The sequence below is a fragment of the Lacticaseibacillus hulanensis genome (genome assembly GCF_004010095.1).
Lineage (GTDB): Bacteria > Bacillota > Bacilli > Lactobacillales > Lactobacillaceae > Lacticaseibacillus > Lacticaseibacillus hulanensis.
The window spans coordinates 1-24,067 of the sequence record NZ_RRYD01000012.1; the positions used below are offsets into that span (position 1 = coordinate 1).

The following is a 24,067-nucleotide window of genomic DNA, read 5'->3' on the forward strand; positions in this document are numbered from 1 at the left end:
AATACTGGAATGAAGCCGCTTAGAGACAGATTCAATTTTATAATATTTCATCTGTCAACTTGACAGGGCCTAGTGCACGGTGTGGGGCGTTTTTGAGTTACTCTGGAAAAGCCGGCTCGGTGAACTTCTCCCCGTAGACTTCACGGGCGGTGCGACTGTGTCTTGCGGCTACCCGCTCTAGTTCCGTAATTGAGGGGTGGAGGTGCGGGTTGCGCAAACGGTCGTAGTCCCGAATCGTCCGTGCTTTGGTGGCCACTAAGCCATCGTGCAGGGCGGACACCACGTAATCGAGGGGATAGGTGGTAAACTTGCGCCGTTCCCGGACCGGGTTATCAGTTTGGGGAAGCCCGAAGAACCGGTTGCGCAATGTGGTGTAACTAACGCCTTGCTCCTGACATAGTTGGCGCATCGTCATTGAAGCTGGCGCCAGGGCGGGATGGCGGTGATTATTGTAGGCAATTTCCGAACTGAGCCCGAGCCGCTTGGCCTCAGCGAACATTCGCGAAAAGCCGTCTTCAAGCGGAATCGCCCGCCAGTAGCGTTCGGGAATGTCACTTGGGATGTGGTCGACACCGTAGCGCTCGAGGTAGATATCCTGCGCCTTGAACCATAGTTCCGGGCCGAAACGTTTGGTGACCTCACTTGGTTGCGGGCCGTCAGCGGGCGCAACCAGTTCGCGATAGGTCTTGGCGTCGAACGCATTGTACTTGTGCATCAGTTCAACAATTGCGCGCGCGGTGCGGCTCTCATTTGCGTTCGGGTAACGTTCCATCCAGGTTTTACTTGCTGGACTCTTGGCAGCGCGCTTGGGTGTTGACAGTGCTGATTGCGGCTCTACTGGCGGCGGCGTTGGGGCGGCGGTCGGCGCGTGATTTTCGGTCAGTTTGGCTTTTGCCGCGGTGCGTGCATCCTGATCACTCATGGACAGTGCGTAAGCGGCAGGCGTTGCCGAATCTGGTGCGACTGATGTCACGGGTGTCGTCTCGGCCTTCTTGCGCCGCGCTAAGCGATTCAAGACGTCATTCCAGGTGATTCCGCGGATTGCAAGGTACCCCAAACTGGGGGCGGAAATCGCCCGCAGCTGGTTGTAGTCTTCAGCGGTCGGGTCCTCACCAAAGTCACCCGTGAGTAATTCGGTTGCGGCCATCATGATGAGGCTGCTGTCGCTGCTGCTAGCGAAGTGCACAGTTTCCGCGGCTAACGCATCATTTTGTGCGCGGGGCAAATCAAGTGCCTGCAGAACCTGCTCCCAGCTAAACCCGCGTTTGACCACCTGCGCCAGCGCCGGGATGAACCATTCGGGCAAAGTTGGCGCGGATAAAATTACATCTAGTTGGGCCGGCTTGTGACCGCTAAGCCGCACAATTTCATCGCCAAGCATGCTAATTAATAGTAGTGTCGGGGTTGATTTATTATTCGTCTCCGTAGTCATCATGGGCCCTCCTAGTGGGATTTTCTGCTCTACTTTTATTATACATGAACGTTCTTATGCAAGCTATTCATAATTAGTAAAGTGCAATTGTAATTATTGAAAAATAGTAGTTACATCGAGATATTATAACTGAATCTTATGACTTAATAACTTATAACGACATCAATGCATCTTTTCGTGATGGCCGGGCTGCAATGGTTTTAATAACGCTCAATTGGCAGGCACGGTAGCTAGCCGCTGTGCACCAATAGAATTATTTCGCGAGTTGCCGGGTCATGGTTGTGGGGCGCGGCAAGTCGTTACGGTATTTTGTCCCCGAGTTCTGTTGCGTTTGTTCCCGAGAACATGAATAATCAATATAGTTGATATAAATTGTTCATATAGAAGGGGAAGGTTGTGGCGACATGACCTGGGTGTTTATGGAGAATGTGTTCCCGATTGTGTTGCTAGTACTTGTAGCACTGGCCGTTTGGGGCGGCCTATTTCTGAGCAGGCGTGCGCCAAAAGCGCGGCGAGCATCGGGCAAAGTGGCGGTGCTGATTAGTGCCATTGCCGTGTTTAGTGTGGTTGGCGTTGGTTGCAGCAGTGGCGCAGGCAATTCAGGTAAAACCGCATCCACGAGTATTAGTTACAAGATTAAGCACAAGGTGATCCGTGTCGGCGCAAGTCGGCTCGCTGACGCCAAGGCTGAATCAAGTGCGCTGGCGGCTAGTCTGGCTGAGCTAACCAGTGAGTCAAGCTCTGTGAAGTCCGCAAGTAGTAGCCTTGCCAGTTCCGCAAGCTCAGCCAGTTCTGCCAGCAAAGCACGCGCGGCCAGCAGCGCAAGTGCGGCCAAGGCCGCCAGTGCATCCAGTGCATCAGTGGCCAAGGCGCAAGCGGCGTCGGCCAGTCGTTCGCGTTCGCGCTCACGGGCGCAGGCATCAACGCACCGCACGGTCAAGCGCTCAACCGGCGGCGACGTGGTGACGGGGCAGGGCCAGATTATCGGGAATAAGAATTCCAAAATTTATCACGTGCCCGGTCAGTCAGGTTACCACATGAAGCCGGCCAACGCGGTTTACTTCAAGACGGAGGCTGCCGCAAAAGCGGCCGGTTACAGGAAGGCGTTGCGATGATGAAAAAATTAACGATTTATCCGGCGTTCATTGCAATTCTGCTGGGCACGGGGGCAACCCTTGCCGGATGTCAGAGTCAGCCGGACAAGGTCAAGGTGACGGTCAAGACGAAGACGGTCACCAAGAAGAACCACGATGACCTGGACGCGGCCAAGCAACTTGAGGCCAAGAACAAGAAGACCAGTGCCAAGCTTGATAAGCTGAAAAAGGACGTTGCGGCGGCAAAAAAACAGCTCGAGGCTAAAAAGGATGCAGCCAAGCACGCCCCAGCAGCAAGTGCCGCGGCGACCAGTCAGTCTAACGGCGGGGCCAGCAGTCTGGCCAAGCTGAACTACAGCGGCACCCAGGAAATCACGGTCAACGGGAATAATCCCGGCTTTACGGCAAGCGAGCTCAGCACCGCACGTGGCGCCTGGGAAAGCTACGGCAACTTGGATTCACTTAACCGCGTGACCGTGGCCAACGCGCTACTGGGACGCAAGCTCATGCCGACCAGCGAGCGGACGGCGCTGACCTGGGATCCAACCGGCTGGCACAATAAGCGCACGGCACACGGCTGGTTGTTTAACCGCAGCCACCTGATTGGGTTCCAGCTATCGGGGGAGAACAACAACCCGAAGAACCTGATGACGGGTACGCAGACGCTCAACACGCCGCTCATGCTCGCACACGAGGATGACATCGCCGCGTACCTGAAGGAGAATTCCCGCCACCTGGTGCGCTACCAGGTCCGGCCGATTTTCCGGGGCAACGAACTGGTTGCGCGTGGGGTGCAGATGCGCGCCCAATCGATTGGGGATAATACAATTCGCTTCAATGTGTACATTTTCAACGTCGAGGCGGGTTACACCATTGATTACAGTACGGGTTACAGCCATAGATAAATAAATCAATAAAAACCGGGCATTAATTCCACCATGATTATTGGCGGAATTAATGCCCGGTTTTTGTGGTTGGTGCATTCCGCTTGAGCCCGGGAATTTGCACCTGTATTGTTAACTAATGCACAATATTTTCGATAATTAACTTATTATATTGCCGTCATTAATAATCGTTCGAAAATACTAATTTTGCCAATATCTCGCTATAATTTTTTGTGAAGGGAGTTGTCTGTTGTTATGATTCGCGCATTATTGCGCAGGGAGGCAATATGGATAAAAAGCGAACGATTTTTGTTAACGGGGGCAAAGTCCGTGACTATCGGAAACACCTGGGGATGTCGCAATCGGCGCTGGCAGACGGGATTTGTACCCAAGCCACCATCAGCCTGATTGAAAAGCAAAACAAAGTGCCGAACATGAACACGCTGATCAGTGTGGCCAAGCGCCTCAACATCGGGGTCGAGGAGCTAATTGTTCGGAGCCTTGGCTACGGGGAAAAGCAGATTATCAGTGCAGAAGCGCAGTTGCAGCACTACAAGTTCGGGCGGGTCCTGAGCCTGCTGGGTAACATCGAAGAGAAGCAGCTGGAGGAAATCACCCTCGTGCAGCGGTACCACTACCTGCTCGGGACCTGTGCCCTCTTCTACAGCCGCGACCTGGTGACCGCGGCGGTCCACTATTCACGCGTCCTCGCCACCGCACGCCGGCAGATAAGCGGGGTACCAATCGTGGTCGCGAAGCTGGGACTGGCACTTACCTATGCGGAAATGGGCAAGATTGACAAGACCAGTTTGCTGGTTGAGGAGGCGTCGGAGGCAATCAAGCAGCTCCAGCCGGAGATTAACAGTTACGCGGGGATGGACGTCACCGTGTTGTGGTACCTGGCATGCTGCTACAATCGTCTCGGCGAACGGGACGATGCGCTGGAGACAATCAAGAAGGCGCAGCAGCGGGCACTCGCGAACGGGCAGTTGTACCTGCTGGATGAAATTTACAGTGTTTATTCAGAATGCATCCGGAAGATGGGCGGCAGCCGGAGCAACAGGATGGCAAATGCCGCGCAAGACACGGCGCTCACCCTCGCCAAGATTCTGGGCAACCGGTCGTTGGTTAACAGGGTAACGTCAAAAAGTGACGAATCTGTTATCGCAAATTGATGAAAAAGAACGTCCCCAGCAAAGGCACGTGGTTCAAGTGCTTTTGCTGGGGACGTTTTTGGTTTAGCCAAAACTAATTAAGTTAACGAGATTGTGCGTTAAATCACTTGGTCTCGCGTGGCTTGCGGGTGGTTGCCAGCGCTGGCTTGTTCTGCAGGTCGGTGCGGACAACGAGCACGTCGCAAGGTGCCTGGCGGGTGACGTACTCGGTCACGGAGCCGATGAGCAGCCGTTCAACGGCGTTCAGCCCGGTGGCCCCAATGATGATGAGGTCGATGTGCCGCTGCTTAGGTACGTCACGGGCAATGATCGTCTTGGGTGCGCCGTACTCAATCGAGTAATTAATCTTCTTCACGCCGTTATCCAGCGCGGTCTGTTTGTATTCTTCCATGGTTTTCTTCGCGCTTGCAGTTACTTGTTCGACCATTGCCGAATCAAAACTGGAAACGTTCTGGAATGCGCGGGTGTCGACGATGTGGACAAGGTAGAGTTCCGCATCGTTCCGTTTTGCCACGGCGATGGCCTTCTTAAATGCAAGTTCAGCCTCGTAGGAGCCATCAATCGCGACCAGAATGTGTTGGTATTGTTGCAGCATAGAAAACACCGTCCCTTTTCCTAATATCGTCTTAAGAGTTGACCAGAATCTCTCTGGTAATGCGGGTAATATCGCCTGCACCTTTCTCCTTAACTCAAGTCTACCATCCTGTGAAAGCTATTACAAAGGGTGAGACGAAAAGATTCTGCCAATAATTGGAAATCTTTTTGCCTCACCCTGAATGTGACTCTGGATTATAAATTAGTTAATGGCGCGCACGAGCGAGAGCCCGAAAATCCCGACGAAGACTGCCGAAACGGTGATGGCAACTAGGGCGAGGGTCTTGGACGCGATGAAGCCGCCAACGACTGCGACAACCGCGCAGACGATAAGCAAGATGGCGGTGAGCGTCATGTTACCGGCGAGTTCCGGGCTGGGTACGTTCACGCTGAGAAATGGGCGGTGCCGGTGCGAGAGCAGGTAGCCGGCAAGAATGAGCAGAATGAGCGCGTAGACAGCCATGACAATGAGTAACATTTTGAAAGAATCCTCCTGAGTGTTTCGTGTATGCAAGCATCATAACATATTTGCTGAACATCAAAAAAGCACAGGAACAAGTCCTGTGCTTATGTGCGAAGAAACTTTGGGTGCCGTGGATATTTCCCAAATCGTGTGAACCCGCTATTATGCAGGTGGGACCGGTCCGGATCAATCTGAGTCCTACGTGAAATAGGCCATTCGTCAATGCGGCTTTGTGGTCCCAATGTATTGAGAATGTTCGGTCAACTGATAACAGGGAATGGCGAACACTTAAGTAACTTCATCTATTATATTAGCATCATGCCGTTCCCCGTGCAAGCGCTGTTATATTACGGCTGTTACTGAATTCGGAACACCGGGGTTTTCGTGCTAAAATATTCCATGCGCTAAATGGTGACCAAAGAGGGGAAGAAACTATGAATTACGAAGATATTCAGCGATTGCATTTGAACCAGCTAAGGCAAGCTTTGCGGGTGCGCCTGCTGAAGGTGGTTAGCTTGGTTGATGCAAGCGGTAATCCGCAGCAAGCACCCGCTGCGCCTTCAGCGAGCCCATTTTTCTTCAACCTGACTAATACTCAGGTAATCATTACCTCAAAGACGACCGATCAGCTGGCAGACGCCACCGCGCAGCTGCAGGCGGCCGGTGCCGTGGCCAAACACCGGGGAGCAGGCAAGCTCACCGAAAGCGAAGCGGGGATGCGGGTCCAGCTATTTTTCCCCGAGGCGCTTTTTAGCGGGCAATACGTCGACCAGGCGCCGAAGATGAGTTACATCGATTTTCGCAACGCGCAGTACCTCGCGCTCGCTAAGCGGCTCCAGGCAGACATGCCGGCGCTGCTCACCGCGCTGGGCACGGTCGCCGCGCCCGCCCCGCAGCTGGACTTCAGCAATCTGCCGGCCTACGTGAAAAGCATCGCGAAGCACGCGGCTCCGGCAATCGGGGGTCAGCTTGGCCGCGTGGGGCTTTTGGGCCAGAATATGGCTGAGCGCGGCATCCTGGGGCTGGAACTGGATTTGCCGAAGATTGTGGGGGCAAACACGAACGCGCTGCGCCTCGTGCGGGATGCTAGCTGGGTGATGCTCGCCCGCAACCAGGCGGACATCCCGCTACTTGACTTCGTGGCGGCGACCTTGCGCGGCGATGGCGCTGATGCCGCTGAACTCAGCTGGCCACTTAGCGCAGACGCATCGGCGCAGAAGGAACTACTGCCGGGGTTTGGTGACCAGAGCCGGCACGTGCAGTTGCTGCTGCAAGAGAGCATGGCGCAGGGCGCGGATCTGGATATGAACCTGCGCGCAAACGGCATGTTCACCGCGAAGTTCGGGGATGAGCGCGTGTTCATCAGCGGCCGGCAAACTGACCTGAACGGCGCGGCGGCGTGCCAAATCGCGCAGAACGTGACCGCGCGGAAGGTGACGCTGGGGAAGGCCAAGCTGCCGGTACCAGCTGGCAGCCATTACGTGAGCCTGGCTGCAGCTAAACGCGACTTTGCGGCCAGCTTTAAGAACAAGAGCCTGGCCATCAAGGGGGACCGGCCGGCGACAACCACGCTGTTCCCAATTCCGGCAACCGCGGAGGCGTTTAGCCAGGCGGTTGCGGCAGAACTGACGGCTAACGGGTCGGTGAACGTCGAGATGTTCGTCCCCGGCGATCAGTTCAACCTGCTGGTGCTGGATGGAACCGTGCTGGCGGTGAGTCAGCGTGATTTTGCCTATGTTGTCGGCAACGGGCGCAACACGCTTGCGGACCTAATTACGCAGCGGAATCAGCGGCGGCAGCAGGCGGGCCTGCCAGTGTTAACGCGGGCGGTCGACCCAGAAACCTTGGCGGATCAGGGCGTCAAGCTGGACACGGTTGTCTCACGCGGCGGCCAGGTGTATCTGGGCCGCGACAGTGTGAGCGCGGCGGCGGGGATGTGGCAGAACGGCCGCGCTGATTTGGACCAGTCCTATGACACGCTTGCGGTGCAGGCGGCGAGGGCCCTCAGCTTGCGGCTCTGTTCCGTGCAGCTGGTGGTGCCAAACGGATTTGTGCCGTATGACCCGCAAGAACAAACGCGCGGGGCGACGCTTGCGACCATCGTCGGCGTGGACGCGGCGCCAGATCTGAGCGAATTCGAGTGCCCGACGTACGGTGATGGCTTGCCCGTGGTGGGGCAGGTGCTGGATGCAGTGCGGAAGATTGACCGCAAGTAGGGGGCGCTGCTGTTTGCTTTGTGCACACCATAGCGCGAAAACAATACCCGCAGTGAGGACTAGTCGCCTCACTGCGGGTATTGTTTATCTATATCAATAAGTCACTAACGGGCGCCGCGTTGACGCTCATAGTTCACGGTTACTGGCAACCTAGAACAGCCCGAACAAATGGTGCTTTTTCTTTTCTGCCGGTTTTGCTTCCGCCGGCAAATCGATGTTGTCCTTGAAGATGGCCTGTTTTGCCACGACGAGCAACCCGGTTGCGTCGTCATCCAGCTGGGCGGATTCGTCGCTCACGAGGGTGAAGGGGATGTCGTTTTGCGCGCAGACCTTGACGAACGGGCCGGTTGTGCCGGTGCCGACGTGGCCGTTGATGAGCACGCTGTAGTCCTTGTCCTTGTATTCCGCGATGACGGCCTTGAACCGCAAAACGGTGTGGGCATCGCGCAATTGGACGTTGCTAATGCGCAGGGCGACCCGCTCACGAAGGGAACCCAGGAACTTGCGCCGTTCGTCGGGGTTGGTCTTGCGTGGGCCAAAAATGGCATTGGTCATGTGGTCGTCTAGTTCATTAGTATTCTTGTCGCTCATGATGTCGTCTCCTTGCTTGCACCTTGTAGGTAGCAATTATAGCAGTATTAGTAAGCGGTCGCAAAAGGGTAACGCCCGGATGCCGGTCGTAGCGTGCGTAATCGGGGTAATTGCTGACACACTTCTGTGCATAGCTGAAGGATAACTTAATTCTCAGCAAAGCCGCCAATTTGCGATTGTATAGTTGTTAACTTAAGTGTAGATTAAAGATTAGTGTATTAACTCGGTCTGGGGAGACCGTGAGTTTAGGTTTACGTGGTAGCACGTATTAATATTTGTATAAATTGACGAATGTAGACAGATGAACAAGATATTGTCGTTATTTAGCGACCATTATTGTTGCATTATGTGCATGCATGGGGGAGCTTCATGACACTTGGTTCGTGGTTCGGTCGGTTTATTCTGTCTGTGTTCTTTGTGGCAGGGTACACCACCTATTTTAGTTCAAGGTTTTATCAACAACTGGTTGAGGGCGGCGATGATCGGCCGCGTCTGCTCAACAACCGGCTTATTTTGCTACTCATTCCGCTGGTTGTCACGCTCGGGCTGCAGCTAGCGGCCGCGACGGCGCCCAGTGACCAGGGGCTGTACCTTAATTTGCAGCTGTTCATCACCTCGTACACCTTGCTGGATGAGAACCAGGAGGAGTGGGAGTATGCGCTCAACTGGTTCATCTTCGCGATGTTCTGGATGCTCAATCATCCGTTCGATGCGCACCTGTTCCTGCTCGTGGCGGTGGTGTTTACCGCGCTGTACTTCGTGATTCGGCGGTGGCAGTACACGATTCATTACCACCGGCTGGCCAACACGATTTTTGCGATTGCCGTCAGTGTCCTGTACTGGTCAACGTACGTGGGGCTCGGGCGTGATGAGGCGATTCTGAACCCGATAATTTTCTTTATAATGAGTGGTTATGCGTTCTTCTACTGGTTAAGTATTCACCGCCGCGAAGAGGAACGGGAACGGATGTTGCGAGAACTCAACGAGGATACCCTGACTGGGGCGCGCAGCCTGAAAATGTTTTTGACCATCAGTGAAGAGCAGTTCCACGAGGCGGTTCAACAAAATGAGCCCCTCGCCGTTGCCGTAATCGATATTGACCGGTTCAAAATGTTCAACGATGATTACGGCCACGCCGCGGGGGATGCCGTTCTGATTGGCATTACCAAGATTATTCAGCGCGTGCTTGAAGCTGATGGCGGCCGAGCCGGATTATACCGGACCGGGGGCGAAGAAATGACCATCGTGATGCCCGGGTACACACTGGTTGATGCCAGCCGGCTAATTCACCTCTGCTGGGCCAATGTGCGCAGCGAGCGGATTATTTTTGAGGGTAACCGTTTTCGCTGCACCATCTCTGCCGGGGTGACCGAGCGCGAGGACGACGACATGTCGCTGCTGGCCATGACCAAACGTGCAGATGGTAGTTTGTACATGTCCAAGCAGCGCGGGCGCGATTGCGTCACCGTGAACGGGATTGGCGATGCACGCAGCGGCCGGGAAAGCACGATGATGAACTACACATTCTTCACCCAGCCAATTGTCCGCATCAGCGATAACTCCATTGTCAGTAACGAAATGCTGCTGCGGGTTTACGACCACGGCAAATGGACGTTGCCGCACAACTTCGACGTCACCGTGCCCACCATCATTAACCTGATGCAGCGGGCCGTGAACAACCTCGAAGTACCGTCGCTGTGCATGAACTTCGAACTGCGTGAATTGGTCGATCCGGAAATCAAGGATGCGCTAATCAACTACATGAACGACCAGGGCGGCAAGTGTGCCATTGTGGTTGAACTTGACCACATGGACGACTACGCAAGTTTCCGGCAGGTCGCACCCGACTACCTCGCTGCCGGCATCAAGTTCACCATCGACTCGGTGGGCATTGAGGGAACGTACGCCCAGTTCGCGCCGGTCCTCGACCTGTTCACTTATGCGAAAATGCCGCTGAATGAGTTGCGCAGGCTGCATGATGAGGACAAGATTCGCGAGCTGATTCGTTACTGGGAATCGGTGGCGAAGACCCACAATCTGACCTTCATCCTCCAGGGGATTGAGACCGACCGCGATATCCATCTTGCCAATGACTTTGCGGTAACGATGGGCCAAGGCTATTACTTCAGCCGACCGGTATTGCCCCGAATTCTGTAACTATTAATCCACACCCAGGCGCCCAGCGTACCTGGGTGTTTTTTTACGGGAAAAGCACTGAAATGAGCGACTGGTGTTTATGAATCACGAACACAAGCGAAATTTTTGCCGATTTTTGCCCACAAATTTTGCAATATGTATTTTCTTTTTGATGCCCAGCCAGTATGCTATTCAAGGTGCTTTTTTAACCGGTTTGGTTGATGAGCAACTGTCTACAAATCATGAACGAGGCAAATTATGAGCAAATGGCGAAATGACGGCAAATACGAGGAAGTTAAGCGGCTGGGCGTGGCGTTAGTCAGTGCGCTCATTACGGCACTGGCGCTCAATCTGTTTTTGACGCCGGCCAACGTGTTTCAATCCGGGGCGACCGGGGTGGCGCAACTCATCTCCCTGTTTTTGCGGCGGGCGGGGATGCGGACCGGTGACCTGACTGGGTGGCTGAACCTCGTGTTGAACATTCCGCTGGTGTACCTGGCGTGGCGCAAACTTGGCCGGCAGTTCACCATCTTCAGCATGATTAATACTTTCCTGATTTCGGGGCTTGTCATCGTGCTGCCGGTGCACGCACTGACCGATAACCCGTTAATGAACGCGATTTTCGGTGGGGTCCTCACCGGGGTTGGGGTCGGTATCGCGCTCCGGTACGGTTTTTCCACCGGCGGCTTTGATATTCTGTCGATGTACCTGGCGAAAACCACGCGGCAGTCGGTGGGTGTGCTCATGTTCGCCGTCAACTTCGTCATTGTCATGGTGGCCGGGCTCGGCATTCAGTGGGAAAGCGCGCTGTACACCATCATTTCCATCTACTGCATGACGCGGGTGGTGGACACGATTCACACGGCCAACCAGAAACTAACGGCGTTCATCGTCACCGAGCGCGAGGAAGCGGTGATTGCGGCCGTCACGAAGCGCCTGATTCGCGGGATTACGGTCATGGATTCGCGTGGGGGCTTCATGCGCCGCGACAACAACACGCTGATGATCGTGGTGTCCCGCTACGAGCTCTACGATTTGACCGAGGCAATTCACCAAGTCGACCCGCTCGCCTTCATCGATATTGTCGCGACCGTGGATGTGTTCGGCGAATTCCTGTCGGCGGATCAGCAGCGGGCCAAGAAGGTTGGGGCGGGGCAGACACGCCCGCCGCGACCGGCAGAAGCAGCAGCCAAGCGGAACCAGATTGGTTAGGTGGCCGGCTGCGCAACTGGTGCGAATTTTTTGCGAACAAAAACGGTAGCAACCCACAGTGGGTCTTGCTACCGTTTTTTAATTCAGATTATGCCTGTTTTGCGCCCAACTTGACCGCCGGGATGAGTGTGTCTTCGATTACCGTAAAGATGTCGCCGAACCACGCACCGGCTTCGGGGACAGGGTGCACAAAGGCCTGAATGGTCTGGCTGTTTTGGTGCACGAGGGTGGTGATGCCGAGGACCGCTGATGGGTCAGTTATCAGCTGGCCGATGAGCCGCGCGGCGGTTAAGAACATCGAGCCAGAGAGGTTGACCCCGTCTGCGTAGATGTTGCGGAGCGTTTGCTGCAGGACGGTTAGTTGGTTGATTTGCCCGTTGATGGCGTATTTGAACATCATCGCGTAGACCACCATGCTAAGTTCGCTGGTCGTGTTGGGGTTAAAGCGGGCGTGGGTTAACAGGCGCCGCCAGATGCCTTGCAGATGACTGGTCGGCACGTATGGGGTGCACTGGACCACGGCCATGAAATCCGAGTACGGCAGCGCTTTGCAGTTTGCCAGCGCCGAGACAACGTTGGTGCCAATTTGGCTGGTATCCACCAGCGTAGCAATCTTCGCGTCACTTACTCCATACTGGCGCAGCAGTTTGATTGCGCGAACGGTCAGCGCACTGGTTGCGAGCAGTTCGCGTGCGTGCGGCATGGTCGGCAAATTCAACTTGGCGAGGTTCAGGCAGTGCAACACACCGTTAATGAAATCCGGCTGGGACTGGTCCTGCAACACTGGTGCAAACGGATCGGTGTCTGCCTGACCCAGGTTCCCGTAAAAGATGCGGACGTCGATTGCCAGCCGCACAGTCAGGGCGAACGCATCGCGGAACCCGAACTGCGTCTTGCCGGCTTCGAAGCGCGACTCGGTGGCACTGGCCCAGTTGACGCTTAAATCGGTCAGCGCCAGCTTGTAGTGGTGCCGAATCCACGCAATGGTGGCACCGCTCCACTGCCAATTTGGCAGCGTGCCTTGCTGATGCGTGCGCGTTTTGGCTGGCATCTTGTTGTTCGTCCAGCTGGGCAGTCCGCGCACGATGAGCGTCCATGCGCGACTGCAGTAGCCGGACAGGCCGTGCGCGCCCAGGGCATCGATCCGGCCGAGGAGACCGTGCACGTTATCCCGGTTGGCCCCACTTGGCTGCACCACATACTGGTAGGCAAGCCGGGCCAGTTCGGTCAGGGGCGCCTCATCGAGGGCGTTGATACTGAGGGAATCCATGTGCCGGTTTTGCATCCGCAAGTTGTGGTAGGAAGTCATGGCTGCGAGCAGGACCGTGCTCGTGGCCATTTCCCGGTGTGCTAGGCTCTGGAGCAGCAAAACGGCCAGGTCAGAACTGGGAATGGTGGATTCGGTAATATTGGCGGCGGTGAACTGGTGTGCGTATTCAATCAGGCCCGCAGCAATTTTGGCGCGGAGGGTGCTGCTGCCAAAGCGGACCGCCGCGGCGATGGTCAGTGAGTGGGCGTAGTTCCAGTAGGGGAATGGCTGCAGGAATAGGGCAATCCGTTCCTCCTGGTCGGCGGTCAGCTGAAAATCATCGGTATCTGCGCGCTGGCAGGTGCAGAGGACAAAGAGCAGCAGCTTGGTCATGCGGTTATCAGCATGGCGTGCGTTTGCGGCGGCAAACTGCGCATTCTGGTCGGCGACTGCGGTCAGATTATTGCTCAGAAAATTCAGGTAAGTGCCGCGATTGATAATCTCAGGCAGCGAGTCGGTGAAGCTCAGGAAGTCATGCAGGTCCATCTGCAAGTTGCGCAGAATTTGCCGCACGCTGTGGATGCTGAGGTCGTTTTGGCCACGCTCAAAGCGGGACAGGGCAGCGGCCGAGCACCCGGCCCCCGCAACTGCCTGATTCAGATTAAGGCCCCGGTCCTGCCGGAACTGGCGGAAGAATCCGCCGAGGGTTTTTGCATTCATGTCGATTCCCCACTTTTTGATAGCGCATTCAACAACGGTGATTTGCGTTTGACTTTGCTGGCTAGTTCTTTGGCGACGGTTCTGCTGTCAAAATGTCAATTTAAGAAAGCCAAATGGAACCGTGGTTTTTGATTTTGAAGCACACATTTATTTCACAAGTACTGGTGGTCTAAACCACTACTGATTAGGGGCTTGGCTGGAATGAAAGCTCCGATGTGTACATTGTTAAACAAATATGAGTTTGTTTAGGGACCGAAATTACATAAATGCAAAAATGGACCAATTAATCGATTTATTTTTAGCAAACGGATTGTTAAACACTTTAATGGTGCATACCATAACAATGTAAGCTTGAACCCAAGGGATGATCTGGAGGCCGCATGCTTGCCAAGTGTGAAGAAGTATGAGCTATCTAATAAGGGAGAAGATTCGTTCATGACAAAAACAAACAAAGTGTTAACTACCGCCGCAATCGCAATGGCTGCTGCCGGTGTCGCCGCAACTGGGAATACCGCGGTGCACGCTGATACGGACACGCCAGCACCAACGACGACCAAAGACACCACGCCAACCCCTGATGCCGCCGTCAAAGCGGCCCAGGCCAACGTTGACCAAAAGCAAAGCGATGTTGACGCAGCAACTAAGGCGGACACCGCCGCACAAAAGGTGGCAACTGCCGCTAACGCCAAAGTTGACGCCGCTAAGCAGCAGGTAACATCCGCCCAGACGGCCGAAAAGACCGCTGCAGCTGACCAGGCGAAGGTTGCCCAGAATGCGGCTGACGCTACCCCCGCTAAGCAGGCCGAAGTGCAGAAAGACATCAAGACCGGCGAAGCTGACGTCGCGGCTAAGACTAGCGCCGCTAAGGCTAGTGCCAGCGCTGTTGACACGGCCAAAAAGGCCGCTGACAGCGCTAAAGCGGCTGTTACGGCTGCCCAAAATGACGTAACCACCGCCCAAAATGATGTTAATCAAAAGCAGACCGCCACTGCCGCCGCAAAGACGGGCAATGCCAGCGGTGATATCAACGCCGCCCAAAGCAGTGTTGACCAGGCCATGAGCCAAAAGCAGACCGCTGATAAAGATGTTGAATCCGCCCAAAGTGCTAAGACCGCGGCAGACCAGCAGGTAGCAACTGATAACGCCGCCGTAATCCAGGCGCAAACTGCCGCTGACCAGGCCGATGATGCCGTTAATACGGCGGCGGCCGCTAAGACTGCTGCCACAACGGCGAACACCGCGGCCCAAAACGCCGTCACCGCTGCGCAGCAAAGTAGTTCCAGCAGCGTCACGGATAGCCATCTGCCTAACACCGTTAAGTGGGCTAGTGATATCACTAAGTCGGACCTCGATGCCTTTGCGGACACAAGTTCACCGAAGTTTGATGCCGCGGGTGCTAAAATCTCGACTAGTTTTAGCTTGAACAGCTACGTCAATACGCCAAGTGACAGCAAGATTGAAGTGCCCAATGCCAAAGCGATTACCCCAGCAATGCAGCTTGAACTGGCCCAGTTTGCCGCCGATACAATTAACCAGATTCGCGCCAAGACCGGCCAGACCAAAGTTGTGCTTAGCACGGGTGCCATGGCCATGGCTCAAGAAATTGCGGCTGGATACAATAGCGACAATTGGAATATGTGGGTCAACCCTGGCCATGATGTTTCGGCGATTACCGCGGCCGCTAAAAATTATGGCTATAACAGTACCGACAATTATTATGAAGATATGGCTTCTGCTCAAAGCACAATTTCTTTTGTACCTGAAATTGCGGTAATGCGGAATAACACGAACAATCCAGATTACAACTGGATTGATAATGATACTGGTGCTGAAGGTCCTCACACCTATGCTGATGTCCGGGCATCCGTTTGGCAAGGTATTATTAACATGATGTTTGATGATGCTAAGTCCATGTACTTACATGCAGCTGACACGATGGGCTACTGGAACAATCCAACCATGCAGTACTTTGGTTTAAGCATTGACAAATTCGGCCAGATTCACTACATTTACCTGCAAGATTCACCAACTTACATCGCCGACCGGGACCTAGCAACCAGCAAGGGCGTGTTTACCCCGGCAGCTGCTGGCGCAACTGGAAGCACCGATTTGGCGGCGCTTACCGCTAAAGCGGACGCGACCGCGAAGACTTTGGCTGCTGCGACGACAACCCTGACCAAGGCCCAAAAGCAGCAGACAACCGCTCGTCAGACCTTGACGGATGCTAAAAATGCCCTGGTTAAGAGCAAGAGCGCGGCATCCGATGCCGCTGACAAGTTGGCTCAGGCCACTAGCGCGGCTAGCAGTGCGGCCGCTAAGCTGGCCAGTGCCCAAGCAGCGCTGCAGGCCCTGCAGACTGCTAATAGCAGCGCCGCTGCTAGCCAGGCAGAGACGGTTAAGGCGGCTGAAGCCGCTCTAGCGGCCGCTAAGCAGACCCTGGCTAGCGCGCAAGCCGTGCTAACAGCTAAGCAGGCGGACCAGCAGGCCACTGATAAGGCCGTCACGGATGCCCAAACCAAGGCTGATAGTGATGCTGATGCCGTTGCGATTGCCCAAAAGCACGTTGCTGACCTTAAGCAGCAGCTAGCGGACATGCAAAATGGTGATGCTAACCTGCAGGCCGCTAATGCTAAGCTGGCGGCTGCTAAGCAGGCAGTTACCGATGCCAAAGACGCCCTGACCGCCGCTGAAGCGGCAGCCGTTAAGCCAAACGCCGATGCCAAAGCAACTGCGGCGGCATTAACCGCGGCTAAGCAGGCCCTAGCTGCAGCGCAGACCCAGCTCAAGACCGCCCAGCTGAACCAGTACATTGACAGTCTGGTGCACAGTCGCCACGATGGGATGCCCGTTGTTAAGCCTGAATTTAAAGCGGCAACTGGCGAGGCTGTTTCCGTTAAGCCGGCAGACTTCTACGATAACACCGTTAAACCTGAATTTAAGGCGGCAGCTGGTGATGCCGTATCCGTTAAGCCTGAGGACTTCTACGACAACACGCAGGCTAAAGGCACGCCAATCAACTTGGCAAAGGGTGACACCGACAAGCAGGTTGCTTTGAAGCCTGGTTCAACGCAGAACGCACAAGCGGCACCTGCCGCCCAAGCTACTCGTGGTAGCCAGACGAATAAGTCCCTGGCTCAACTAGGGGATGCTACAAGTAACCTAGGTGCATTGGGGATGTTTGCCCTGGCGATGACGAGTCTGTTAGCACTTGTCGGCTTCAAGAAGCGCCAGTTCTAGTTAATGAAGTGTCGGCAAAATGCCGGCACTTTTTTGGTCAGTGCGAGCTTGAAATGGATCGTTTTTGTGGGGCCGCAATAGTGGACAGAGAGTGGCTAATCATTTTGGTGGGCACGCTTTAAGATAACACAATGCTTATAGCGTGTTGCGTGCCGCCGCCAAGGTGAAATTGTTGGTGATTGATTAACAACCGTCTGCAGTTAGCAATCTTCGTGTTAAAATACAAATGCAAGAATATGCTTAAAAAATAACGATGCTGGTTTGCTAGGCAGAATGCGCACACAGTGGTGTTGTGCTCAGTAGGGTTTAAACAGTGAGGAGGAGTGACCCGGCCGGATCACGGCTGGGGTCCAAATAATATGCGCAAACAAGTCATGCTATTAACCGTCACGGCGCTGGCGACATTGGTGCTCGGTGCTTGTGGTAATAACCAGAAATCTTCATCGGACTCGAGCACCAAATCGAGCAAGGTGGTCAAAAAAGCGCCGAAGAAGGAGAAGCCGGCGGCCAAGTCGAGCAAAAAAGTGGCGACTAAGCCGAAGCCGAAAGTGGTTAGTGACAAGATGAATTTTGCCCAGATTGAAAAGGGTGACTTCAGCAGTCTCACCGGGACGTGGACGGAGATTGCTGGCGGTGGGAATGGTATTGGCGGGTTTCAAATGGAGGTTGGTGATGGCCGCAAGCTTTCTCTAACGCCCAGCACGATTAAGACGATGGGTATGTCAGTTTCAGGGACAACGTTGACTGACAACAATGGCGCCCACAAACTTGAATTTGATGTGCAGAAGGGGGCGTTGTTTGCATCCCTGCAGAATGATGCTGCAATTAATTGGGGCGTGACCTTTTACCCGAAGAACACGACCTCTGCGTACAGCGACATCACTGGCACGCCGAAGAATACGCAGAACCTGATTGAAGTGTGGACGAGCAACAATTCCGCTACACAGGTGTTCGCCCAGAACGTGACTGCTGCTCAGTTCAAGGCCATGCAGGCAAAAGCAGCACAGGGGATGCACCTGGATCAGGTGGCTCAGAATGATTTCTCCAGCCTGGTTGGAACGTGGAAGAATCCGCAGAACGGGGATACGATTGTTGTCACCAGTCAGGTGCAAAACCGCACCGCCGATTCCGCTTACCCTAACGCGAAGGGCGCAGTCATCAGCGGCCAAGATGTCTACGGCCAGCACGAGGTCTTGATGAATGGTGAACGCGAGTCCGGCACGATGCACGCCCTGCTGGGGTACTTTTCTAACAAGGTACCTGGCACCAACGTATCATCACTGTTGCTGGTGCCTAAGGGTGTAACGGCCTCAATTGACGATGACTCCGATTCAACCCAAGACCGCATGATTCTTGGCGGCGGCGAGGGCGGCTACGCAGAGAAAGCCTACTACCTGGTTAAGTAAAATCGCGCAAAAAAAGACCCAACCAGCGCTCGGCGAATTGCCGGACGTGCTGGTTGGGTCTTCGTGCATATTAGTTGGTTGCGTGATCTTTTTGCCATTTTTCCGCGATGGCAAACACCTCATCAAGATCATCTTCGTAGATGTTCGACATGAACGGATTGGTGGTTGGCTGGACGTATTCGCGCATAGTTTGCCGATTAGCACGAATCACTGACTCGATGGCGGGCACGTCGGCACCCGGCGTGTATAGCTTGATGTACAGCTCCGAATAAGAGTATGCTGCGGCAAACGTCGTAAAAATGCGGTTGTAGTCGATGCTGTTCTGGATGAACCGTAATTTGAGAATCGCGTCCCCATCACCGACCATGATTAGGCTGCCGATAATCAGGCTGAGCAATTCGACGAGGGCTGAGTTGCGCTTGATATCAAAGCTGGCGTGGCTAATGATGTGCTGCAGGGCCTTCAGCTGCTTCGCCTTTGTTGCATCATCGGTGTCAATATGACCCGATGCATCCAAAAAGGCGATGACGTCTGAGCTTTGGAAGTGCTTGGCTGCGAAAACGCCGCGGAAGGTTAGGTCGTGAATCTTGGCGAGCGCGTACTCTTCGTCCGGCTGACAATCGAATAAGTTAGAGCTTTCGGCGGCACGCTGCTTCAGGTCGGCCAGCAGCAAATTATAGCGGTATTCGGGAAGCAGTCGGAACGTGGCCTTGGTTGCCATGTACGCGTGCTTGATGCGCTCGGCCTTATCACTAATGGTGTCATCGAAAATCATGGTTTTGTAATCCGAGAAGGGAATTGGGAACACAAGCCGGTAGAACATGTCGGTCGTGAGTAGCAGCACGTTGAGCAGCTGTAGCGAATCCCGGAACCCCATCTGCGTTTTCTCGTTCTCAAACCGTGACTGCGTGGCAGTTTGCCAGTTCACGCTCACGTCTTGGAGGTTGAGGTTGTAAAATTGGCGCAGGCGTTTGATGGACGGACCACTGAACTGCCACTCGTCAGTGAGCCAATACTCGTTTTCGCCCTCATGGTGGTCAAGCAGCTCGTAATTGTGCGCCGCCTTCTTCCCCAGCTTGATTAGCGGCCAAATTCGCTTGAAGTATTTGACCAGCCCCGTCAGTGATAGGTTGGCCGTCTGCGTGATGAGGCGGTTAATCTTGCTCAAGTTGGCGTCCGTTGGGGATTTGACCCAATTCAGCGTGAATTGCGCAAAGTTCACGACCGGCGCCATGTTGATGGCCGAAATCTCAGTCTGGTCCAATTTCTGGTGCATGATTGTGAGGTGGTGGAACTTGGTCAGGGCCTCCTGGAGTGCGGACGCCAGCTGCAGGTCCCGGTTAATCGTTGCCTGGATGAGTAGGTAGGCCAAGTCGCCGCTGTTCAGCCGTGCCAGCTGAATGTTATCGGCATTAAACTGGGCCGCATAATCAATGACCCGATTGGCGACCATGTTGAGTAGTTCATCGCTGCCAAAGCGCATCGCGGCCGTGATTGCGAGTGTTGTGGTCGCGTTCCAGGCCGGGGATGGCGCGACAAAGTCACTGAGCATCTGCTCCTCGTCTGCGCTCAGACGGTAGGCGGAAGTGTCCGCCTTTTGACTCATTGCAAGCAGGAAGCCGGCGTACTTGACCGGGCGCAGGTTCATTATCGATTCGTTAGCCTGCGCGAAGTTGTCGCTGAACTCCTCCAGGTGCCCCTGGTCGTTTGCGAGGAACGCCGCCAGTGTGTCGATATCGATGATGTTGCCTTGTGCGTGCTGGAATTCGCGAAAATCGTAGACCGTGAACTGGATGTTCGCGAAAATGGCCTTCATGTTGGCCACACTCAGGTCGCTTTGGCCCCGCTCGAAGCGCGACAGGGCCGCGGGTGAACATCCTGACCCCTCAACGGCCTGCGCGAGCGTCAACCCGCGCGCTTTGCGAAATTGTTGCAAGAAGGTCCCAATTGATTTTGACGCCATCGTCGCTGCCTCCATAAAGTATCCATTCTGTGCCAGATGGTTAATAGTTTTGCATAAATGTATTGTACCATCAGGAAGCGCAAATCGTGCCGTTGCAGCATTAATTTTGGTGCGGCGTTGGCGGCACACGGGCGTCTCGACGCTAGGGACGATCCGGGTGATTCAGAGAGGGGCCGCGGCGCTGTGGCTTTGCGATTACTTGCGGGGTGACCTGGACGGGCGCGTGCACGCCGCCACGCGCTGGTTCGCCTTTGCTCAACGGAAAAGTGGCCGTTTTGCAAATTTGATACAGGACATATTTTTTGGAATGAAAACCGTGTGTAAGTTCATTACAGTGTCACTTTCAATGCGGAAAAGTGGCTGCTTTCACGGAAATTCTGCGCATATTTTTAAATATTACCTGTGTCAAATTTGCGCTGGCGCCACTTTTTCGTTGCGTGTCCGCCTGGTGGGCCGATTTGCAGCGGCGCGGTAACTGCGGCGGTGGCGGGCTGCGAGCGCACTGGTCGTCAGGGATGGCCCGTCAGTTGCATGCGCCCCGAAACCAAAACGGCCCCAGACACGAGCTGAGTCAGTGTCTGGGGCCGAATGCTGTTTACTTAAGGGCAAGCCGGTTAAACCGCTTGATGAAGGCGGTTGTGGCGGGCGTCTGCAGCCGGTGCTTGCGCCAGGCCAGAACGGTGTGCGTCTGGACGCGCGGCGAGAAGGGGATGAAGCGCACGCCTGCGTTCGTGCCGGAATCGATGACCCCCTCAATCGTGAGGGCCGCCAAATTGCCGTACTCAATTAACGGCAGAACGTTGAAAATCAGATTGAAGTGACCAACAACGTTGAGGCGCGTCAATTCCGCGTGGGCCCACTGGCTGAGCAGCTGTTGCACGTCCGCGCGCCCTGAGATGATGAGCGGAATGCCTGCCAGGTCAACTGGTTCGATGACCGGCTTCTTGGCCAGCGGTGCATCAACGCTGACCACGAGGCCCCAGCGTTCGGTGTGGGCTAGGGTCAGGTGATCGTACTTGTCGGTGTTGACCGGTTCAAGCAGGAGGGCAACGTCGAGCAGGCCCTTGTCCAGCCGGTCGAACAGGTCGTCACTGGTGCCGGTGAACAGGTCGAAGGTGACGGCGGGGTATTCCTGGGTAAATTTCACCAGCTCTTCGGCGAGGGCGTGACTGCTGTCGGCTTCCACAGCGCCGATGTTGATGTTGCCGCTGAACAGCTCGTTGTGCTGGTTCACGAAGGTTTGTTCGGTCTGCGCGGTGAGCGTCAGGATTTCCTGCGCCCTAGTCTTGAGGTAGAGGCCGGCCTGCGTTGGGGTCAGTCCGTGACTGGTGCGCGTGAATAGTGGCGCGCCGAGTTCATCTTCCAGCCCCTTGAGCTGCCGCGACAGTTTTGGCTGGGTAATGTGCAGGCGCTGCGCCGCGGCCGAGATTGAGCCGGCAGATTCGATTGCGAGGAAATATTCAAGCAGCCGCAGTTCCATGGGCAATGCCTCCGATTAGTTACCGGGACGGGTGGTGTCCGGGTCTAGTTTGCTGATACCTAGGCTACTATAACTGTTCGGGCCTGGATTGACAATTGTTTGCACCACCAGGTCGGCAACGTAGCGTCTGGTTGCAGCAAGGTTGCCAAAATGCTGCGGCGCTTCGGGCAATGCCCCGGTTGGTTGCTGAACCCGCGACGGGTCAATCAGCGTACAGTGGATGCGAGGCTTCAGGGCGGCCGGCATAGCATCCGCTTCTTCTGGGGCCAGATGGGTGACGTAGACGAGGCGCGCAACGCCGGCTGCAACCATTGCCCGGGCGATGGTGGGCGCGAGCACCGCAAAGGGTCCATTCAGGTTGGCGTAAACGACATCGACGCCGGCCATGGCCTCGTAAAGCGCCTGGTAATCCAGGACGTCGGCTTCAACCACGCACTCGCGCCGGGGATTGATTTGCTGAAGCCGCTTGGCCCTGCGCAAATATAGCGTGAGGTGCACGGGTGTTTCCGCAAGCAGGCGGCTACGCACCAGCCGGGCAATCTGGCCATTGGCGCCGATGATTAGGATATTTGCCACAAGTTTACTGCTCTTGTCCGTAGATTTCCTTGGCCAGACCGAACGCGGACCAGGCTTTCGGCCATCCGGAGTAGAAGCTGAGGTGCGTAATCAGCGCGACCATCTCGGCTTTTCTGACGCCGTTTTCCTTAGCAATCTGCATGTGCAATTTTAGCTGCGGGAACAAGCCTTGCGCCATCAGGGCTGAGCACGTGATTAGGCTGCGGTCGCGGGCGGATAGCTCGTCTTCTTTGGCCCACACCTGCCCGAACAGGACGTCATCATTGAGTGCGGCGAACTGCGGGGCGAAGTCGCCCAGGTTGTCGCGACCGGCTGTTTGTTTTTTGACCATCATTATCCTTCTTTCTTGCTTGCGGCGATGTTACCAAGGCTGCGTGGTTGGGCCGACGGTGAATTCACTCACGTTGGTGTCTTCCGGCATGTCGATGGCAAATTCGATGACCTTCGCCACGCGATCCGCGGTGATTTCGTACGTGTCGTAGGTCTGCTGCATTGCCTGCGCCGCACCGGCGTCGGTAATGGTGTCCAGCAGTTCCGTCTTGATGGCGGCGGGGTAGATGGTCGCGGTGCGAATGTGACTGCCTTCCTGGGCGGATTCCATGCGCAATACTTCCATCAAATCGCGGACGGCCCACTTGGTTGCCCCGTAAACGGCCCCGTTCGTGTAGGCCTTGAGCCCAGCCACGGAACTGGTGGCGATGAAGTGGCCGGACTTTTGCCCCTTGAATGTTGGCAGGGCCGCCGCAATCCCGTTCAGGACCCCCTTCAGGTTAACGTCGACCATCTGGTTCCATTCATTCACCTTGAGCGCGGAAAGCGGGGAGCTTGGCATGAGCCCGGCGTTCAGGAACATTACGTCAAAGCGGCCGTACGTGTCCTTGGCCAGTTGCACTAATGCGGCGTTGTCTTCGGGCCGCGTGACGTCGGTGACCCGGTAAATTGCCTGACCACCAGCGTTTTCGATCGTTTCAACCAGCTGCTTGAGCTTTTCCTCACGGCGGGCACCAAGCACAACCTTGGCGCCGTCCTTGGCCAGCAGCTTGGCGGTTGCGGCACCAATCCCGCTAGAGGCACCGGTGATAACAACAACTTTGTCTTTAATCATGTTTTTCTCCTATTCGATTATTGAAATTAATCTTCGCTGAGCGCGTCGTACTGCGCGTCGGACACTGGTTCCAGCCATTCTGGGGTGCCAGCGGTGATGGCGATGTGGCTAAACCAGCTGTCCTTGGTGGCGCCGTGCCAGTGCTTCACGCCGTCATGGGTCACGACGACATCGCCGGGGTGCAACTTGCGGGCTGGCTTGCCGGCTTCCTGGTACCAGCCTTCGCCGCCGGTCACGAGCAGAAGCTGGAAACCATCGTGGTGGATATGCCAATTGTTGCGGCAGCCGGGCTCGAAGGTGACGTTGCCAACCCCGACGCTCACTGCGGGGTCACTGATGAGGGTGTTCAGGTAGCTTTGCCCCACGAAGTACTTTGCGTAGGCATCGTTTGCTGCGCCGAGGCCGAAGATGCCGTTTTTGACTTCTTTTTCATTGCTTGTCATTAGATATTTTCCTTTCATGCTCTTAATGTTTACCGAGTTGCTTGAAGCCAATGCCTAGTATATGGCTGAAATGGGTATACGTAAAATGCTT

Annotated in this window: 19 protein-coding genes; 8 read left to right on the top strand and 11 right to left on the bottom strand. The window is 55.2% G+C overall.

Annotated features, from left to right (window positions below; genetic code table 11):
- Positions 1–97: 97 nt before the first annotated feature.
- Complete coding sequence (locus EKN00_RS03805) at positions 98–1,435, bottom strand: hypothetical protein (RefSeq protein ID WP_127848829.1); 1,338 nt, start codon at positions 1,433–1,435, stop codon at positions 98–100.
- Positions 1,436–1,836: 401 nt separating this feature from the next.
- Here EKN00_RS03805 and EKN00_RS03810 point away from each other — a divergent pair, with 401 nt between their 5' ends.
- The 3 genes from EKN00_RS03810 to EKN00_RS03820 all read left to right on the top strand — a co-directional run bounded on the left by EKN00_RS03810 (position 1,837) and on the right by EKN00_RS03820 (position 4,585).
- A complete protein-coding gene (locus EKN00_RS03810) occupies positions 1,837–2,547 on the top strand; it encodes a sunset domain-containing protein (RefSeq protein ID WP_127848830.1) in 711 nt (236 codons plus the stop codon).
- The gene (locus EKN00_RS03815) at positions 2,544–3,431 is read left to right on the top strand and encodes a DNA/RNA non-specific endonuclease (protein WP_421825372.1); all 888 of its coding nucleotides are present in this window, start codon (positions 2,544–2,546) and stop codon (positions 3,429–3,431) included. Before EKN00_RS03810 ends, EKN00_RS03815 begins: the two co-directional genes overlap by 4 nt.
- A gap of 266 nt (positions 3,432–3,697) precedes the next feature.
- Positions 3,698–4,585 carry a helix-turn-helix domain-containing protein gene (locus EKN00_RS03820; RefSeq protein WP_127848831.1) on the top strand — a complete coding sequence of 296 codons (888 nt, stop codon included), beginning with the start codon at positions 3,698–3,700 and terminating at the stop codon, positions 4,583–4,585.
- Positions 4,586–4,688: 103 nt separating this feature from the next.
- Here EKN00_RS03820 and EKN00_RS03825 read toward each other — a convergent pair whose 3' ends face one another.
- Positions 4,689–5,180 (bottom strand): universal stress protein, encoded by a 492-nt coding sequence (locus EKN00_RS03825; protein WP_127848832.1) that lies wholly within the window; start codon positions 5,178–5,180, stop codon positions 4,689–4,691.
- A gap of 201 nt (positions 5,181–5,381) precedes the next feature.
- On the bottom strand, positions 5,382–5,657 hold the full coding sequence (locus EKN00_RS03830) for a hypothetical protein (RefSeq protein ID WP_127848833.1): 276 nt from the start codon (positions 5,655–5,657) through the stop codon (positions 5,382–5,384).
- 419 nt (positions 5,658–6,076) lie between these two features.
- On the opposite strand from EKN00_RS03830, the gene EKN00_RS03835 reads away from it, so the two are divergent.
- A complete protein-coding gene (locus tag EKN00_RS03835; protein ID WP_127848834.1) occupies positions 6,077–7,858 on the top strand; it encodes a hypothetical protein in 1,782 nt (593 codons plus the stop codon).
- Positions 7,859–8,008: 150 nt separating this feature from the next.
- On the opposite strand, the gene EKN00_RS03840 is transcribed toward EKN00_RS03835, so the two are convergent.
- Positions 8,009–8,449, bottom strand: coding sequence for a YueI family protein (locus tag EKN00_RS03840; protein WP_127848835.1), 441 nt, complete (start codon positions 8,447–8,449; stop codon positions 8,009–8,011).
- A 369-nt stretch (positions 8,450–8,818) separates the two neighbouring features.
- Between EKN00_RS03840 and EKN00_RS03845 the strand changes: the two genes are divergently transcribed.
- Positions 8,819–10,606 carry a bifunctional diguanylate cyclase/phosphodiesterase gene (locus EKN00_RS03845; protein WP_127848836.1) on the top strand — a complete coding sequence of 596 codons (1,788 nt, stop codon included), beginning with the start codon at positions 8,819–8,821 and terminating at the stop codon, positions 10,604–10,606.
- Positions 10,607–10,843: 237 nt separating this feature from the next.
- The gene (locus EKN00_RS03850) at positions 10,844–11,797 is read left to right on the top strand and encodes a YitT family protein (RefSeq protein ID WP_127848837.1); all 954 of its coding nucleotides are present in this window, start codon (positions 10,844–10,846) and stop codon (positions 11,795–11,797) included.
- Positions 11,798–11,885: 88 nt separating this feature from the next.
- On the opposite strand, the gene EKN00_RS03855 is transcribed toward EKN00_RS03850, so the two are convergent.
- Positions 11,886–13,766, bottom strand: a complete 1,881-nt coding sequence (locus tag EKN00_RS03855; protein WP_127848838.1) for a helix-turn-helix domain-containing protein — start codon at positions 13,764–13,766, stop codon at positions 11,886–11,888.
- Between the two features lie 435 nt (positions 13,767–14,201).
- On the opposite strand from EKN00_RS03855, the gene EKN00_RS03860 reads away from it, so the two are divergent.
- Together EKN00_RS03860 and EKN00_RS03865 are read left to right on the top strand one after the other, a co-directional pair.
- Positions 14,202–17,003: an SEC10/PgrA surface exclusion domain-containing protein gene (locus EKN00_RS03860; protein WP_127848839.1), complete on the top strand. Its 2,802-nt coding sequence runs from the start codon at positions 14,202–14,204 to the stop codon at positions 17,001–17,003.
- Positions 17,004–17,362: 359 nt separating this feature from the next.
- Entirely contained in the window at positions 17,363–18,409 is a 1,047-nt protein-coding gene (locus EKN00_RS03865; protein WP_127848840.1) for a DUF6287 domain-containing protein, read from the top strand.
- 70 nt (positions 18,410–18,479) lie between these two features.
- On the opposite strand, the gene EKN00_RS03870 is transcribed toward EKN00_RS03865, so the two are convergent.
- The 6 genes from EKN00_RS03870 to EKN00_RS03895 form a co-directional block, all read right to left on the bottom strand.
- A complete protein-coding gene (locus tag EKN00_RS03870; RefSeq protein ID WP_164848014.1) occupies positions 18,480–20,372 on the bottom strand; it encodes a helix-turn-helix domain-containing protein in 1,893 nt (630 codons plus the stop codon).
- Between the two features lie 595 nt (positions 20,373–20,967).
- Positions 20,968–21,852 carry a LysR family transcriptional regulator gene (locus EKN00_RS03875; protein WP_127848842.1) on the bottom strand — a complete coding sequence of 295 codons (885 nt, stop codon included), beginning with the start codon at positions 21,850–21,852 and terminating at the stop codon, positions 20,968–20,970.
- Between the two features lie 15 nt (positions 21,853–21,867).
- On the bottom strand, positions 21,868–22,428 hold the full coding sequence (locus EKN00_RS03880; protein WP_127848843.1) for an NAD(P)H-binding protein: 561 nt from the start codon (positions 22,426–22,428) through the stop codon (positions 21,868–21,870).
- 4 nt (positions 22,429–22,432) lie between these two features.
- Positions 22,433–22,759, bottom strand: a complete 327-nt coding sequence (locus tag EKN00_RS03885) for a carboxymuconolactone decarboxylase family protein (protein ID WP_127848897.1) — start codon at positions 22,757–22,759, stop codon at positions 22,433–22,435.
- A gap of 30 nt (positions 22,760–22,789) precedes the next feature.
- A complete protein-coding gene (locus EKN00_RS03890; RefSeq protein ID WP_127848844.1) occupies positions 22,790–23,533 on the bottom strand; it encodes an SDR family oxidoreductase in 744 nt (247 codons plus the stop codon).
- Between the two features lie 26 nt (positions 23,534–23,559).
- Positions 23,560–23,976: a cupin domain-containing protein gene (locus EKN00_RS03895; RefSeq protein WP_127848845.1), complete on the bottom strand. Its 417-nt coding sequence runs from the start codon at positions 23,974–23,976 to the stop codon at positions 23,560–23,562.
- Positions 23,977–24,067: the final 91 nt, after the last annotated feature.

Excerpts from the sequence above, each read along its gene's own strand:
- EKN00_RS03805 (WP_127848829.1), bottom strand. The coding sequence starts at position 1,435 with ATGATGACTACGGAGACGAATAATAAATCAACCCCGACACTACTATTA.
- EKN00_RS03810 (WP_127848830.1), top strand. The coding sequence starts at position 1,837 with ATGACCTGGGTGTTTATGGAGAATGTGTTCCCGATTGTGTTGCTAGTA.
- EKN00_RS03815 (WP_421825372.1), top strand. The coding sequence starts at position 2,544 with ATGATGAAAAAATTAACGATTTATCCGGCGTTCATTGCAATTCTGCTG.
- EKN00_RS03820 (WP_127848831.1), top strand. The coding sequence starts at position 3,698 with ATGGATAAAAAGCGAACGATTTTTGTTAACGGGGGCAAAGTCCGTGAC.
- EKN00_RS03825 (WP_127848832.1), bottom strand. The coding sequence starts at position 5,180 with ATGCTGCAACAATACCAACACATTCTGGTCGCGATTGATGGCTCCTAC.
- EKN00_RS03830 (WP_127848833.1), bottom strand. The coding sequence starts at position 5,657 with ATGTTACTCATTGTCATGGCTGTCTACGCGCTCATTCTGCTCATTCTT.
- EKN00_RS03835 (WP_127848834.1), top strand. The coding sequence starts at position 6,077 with ATGAATTACGAAGATATTCAGCGATTGCATTTGAACCAGCTAAGGCAA.
- EKN00_RS03840 (WP_127848835.1), bottom strand. The coding sequence starts at position 8,449 with ATGAGCGACAAGAATACTAATGAACTAGACGACCACATGACCAATGCC.
- EKN00_RS03845 (WP_127848836.1), top strand. The coding sequence starts at position 8,819 with ATGACACTTGGTTCGTGGTTCGGTCGGTTTATTCTGTCTGTGTTCTTT.
- EKN00_RS03850 (WP_127848837.1), top strand. The coding sequence starts at position 10,844 with ATGAGCAAATGGCGAAATGACGGCAAATACGAGGAAGTTAAGCGGCTG.
- EKN00_RS03855 (WP_127848838.1), bottom strand. The coding sequence starts at position 13,766 with ATGAATGCAAAAACCCTCGGCGGATTCTTCCGCCAGTTCCGGCAGGAC.
- EKN00_RS03860 (WP_127848839.1), top strand. The coding sequence starts at position 14,202 with ATGACAAAAACAAACAAAGTGTTAACTACCGCCGCAATCGCAATGGCT.
- EKN00_RS03865 (WP_127848840.1), top strand. The coding sequence starts at position 17,363 with ATGCGCAAACAAGTCATGCTATTAACCGTCACGGCGCTGGCGACATTG.
- EKN00_RS03870 (WP_164848014.1), bottom strand. The coding sequence starts at position 20,372 with ATGGCGTCAAAATCAATTGGGACCTTCTTGCAACAATTTCGCAAAGCG.
- EKN00_RS03875 (WP_127848842.1), bottom strand. The coding sequence starts at position 21,852 with ATGGAACTGCGGCTGCTTGAATATTTCCTCGCAATCGAATCTGCCGGC.
- EKN00_RS03885 (WP_127848897.1), bottom strand. The coding sequence starts at position 22,759 with ATGGTCAAAAAACAAACAGCCGGTCGCGACAACCTGGGCGACTTCGCC.
- EKN00_RS03890 (WP_127848844.1), bottom strand. The coding sequence starts at position 23,533 with ATGATTAAAGACAAAGTTGTTGTTATCACCGGTGCCTCTAGCGGGATT.
- EKN00_RS03895 (WP_127848845.1), bottom strand. The coding sequence starts at position 23,976 with ATGACAAGCAATGAAAAAGAAGTCAAAAACGGCATCTTCGGCCTCGGC.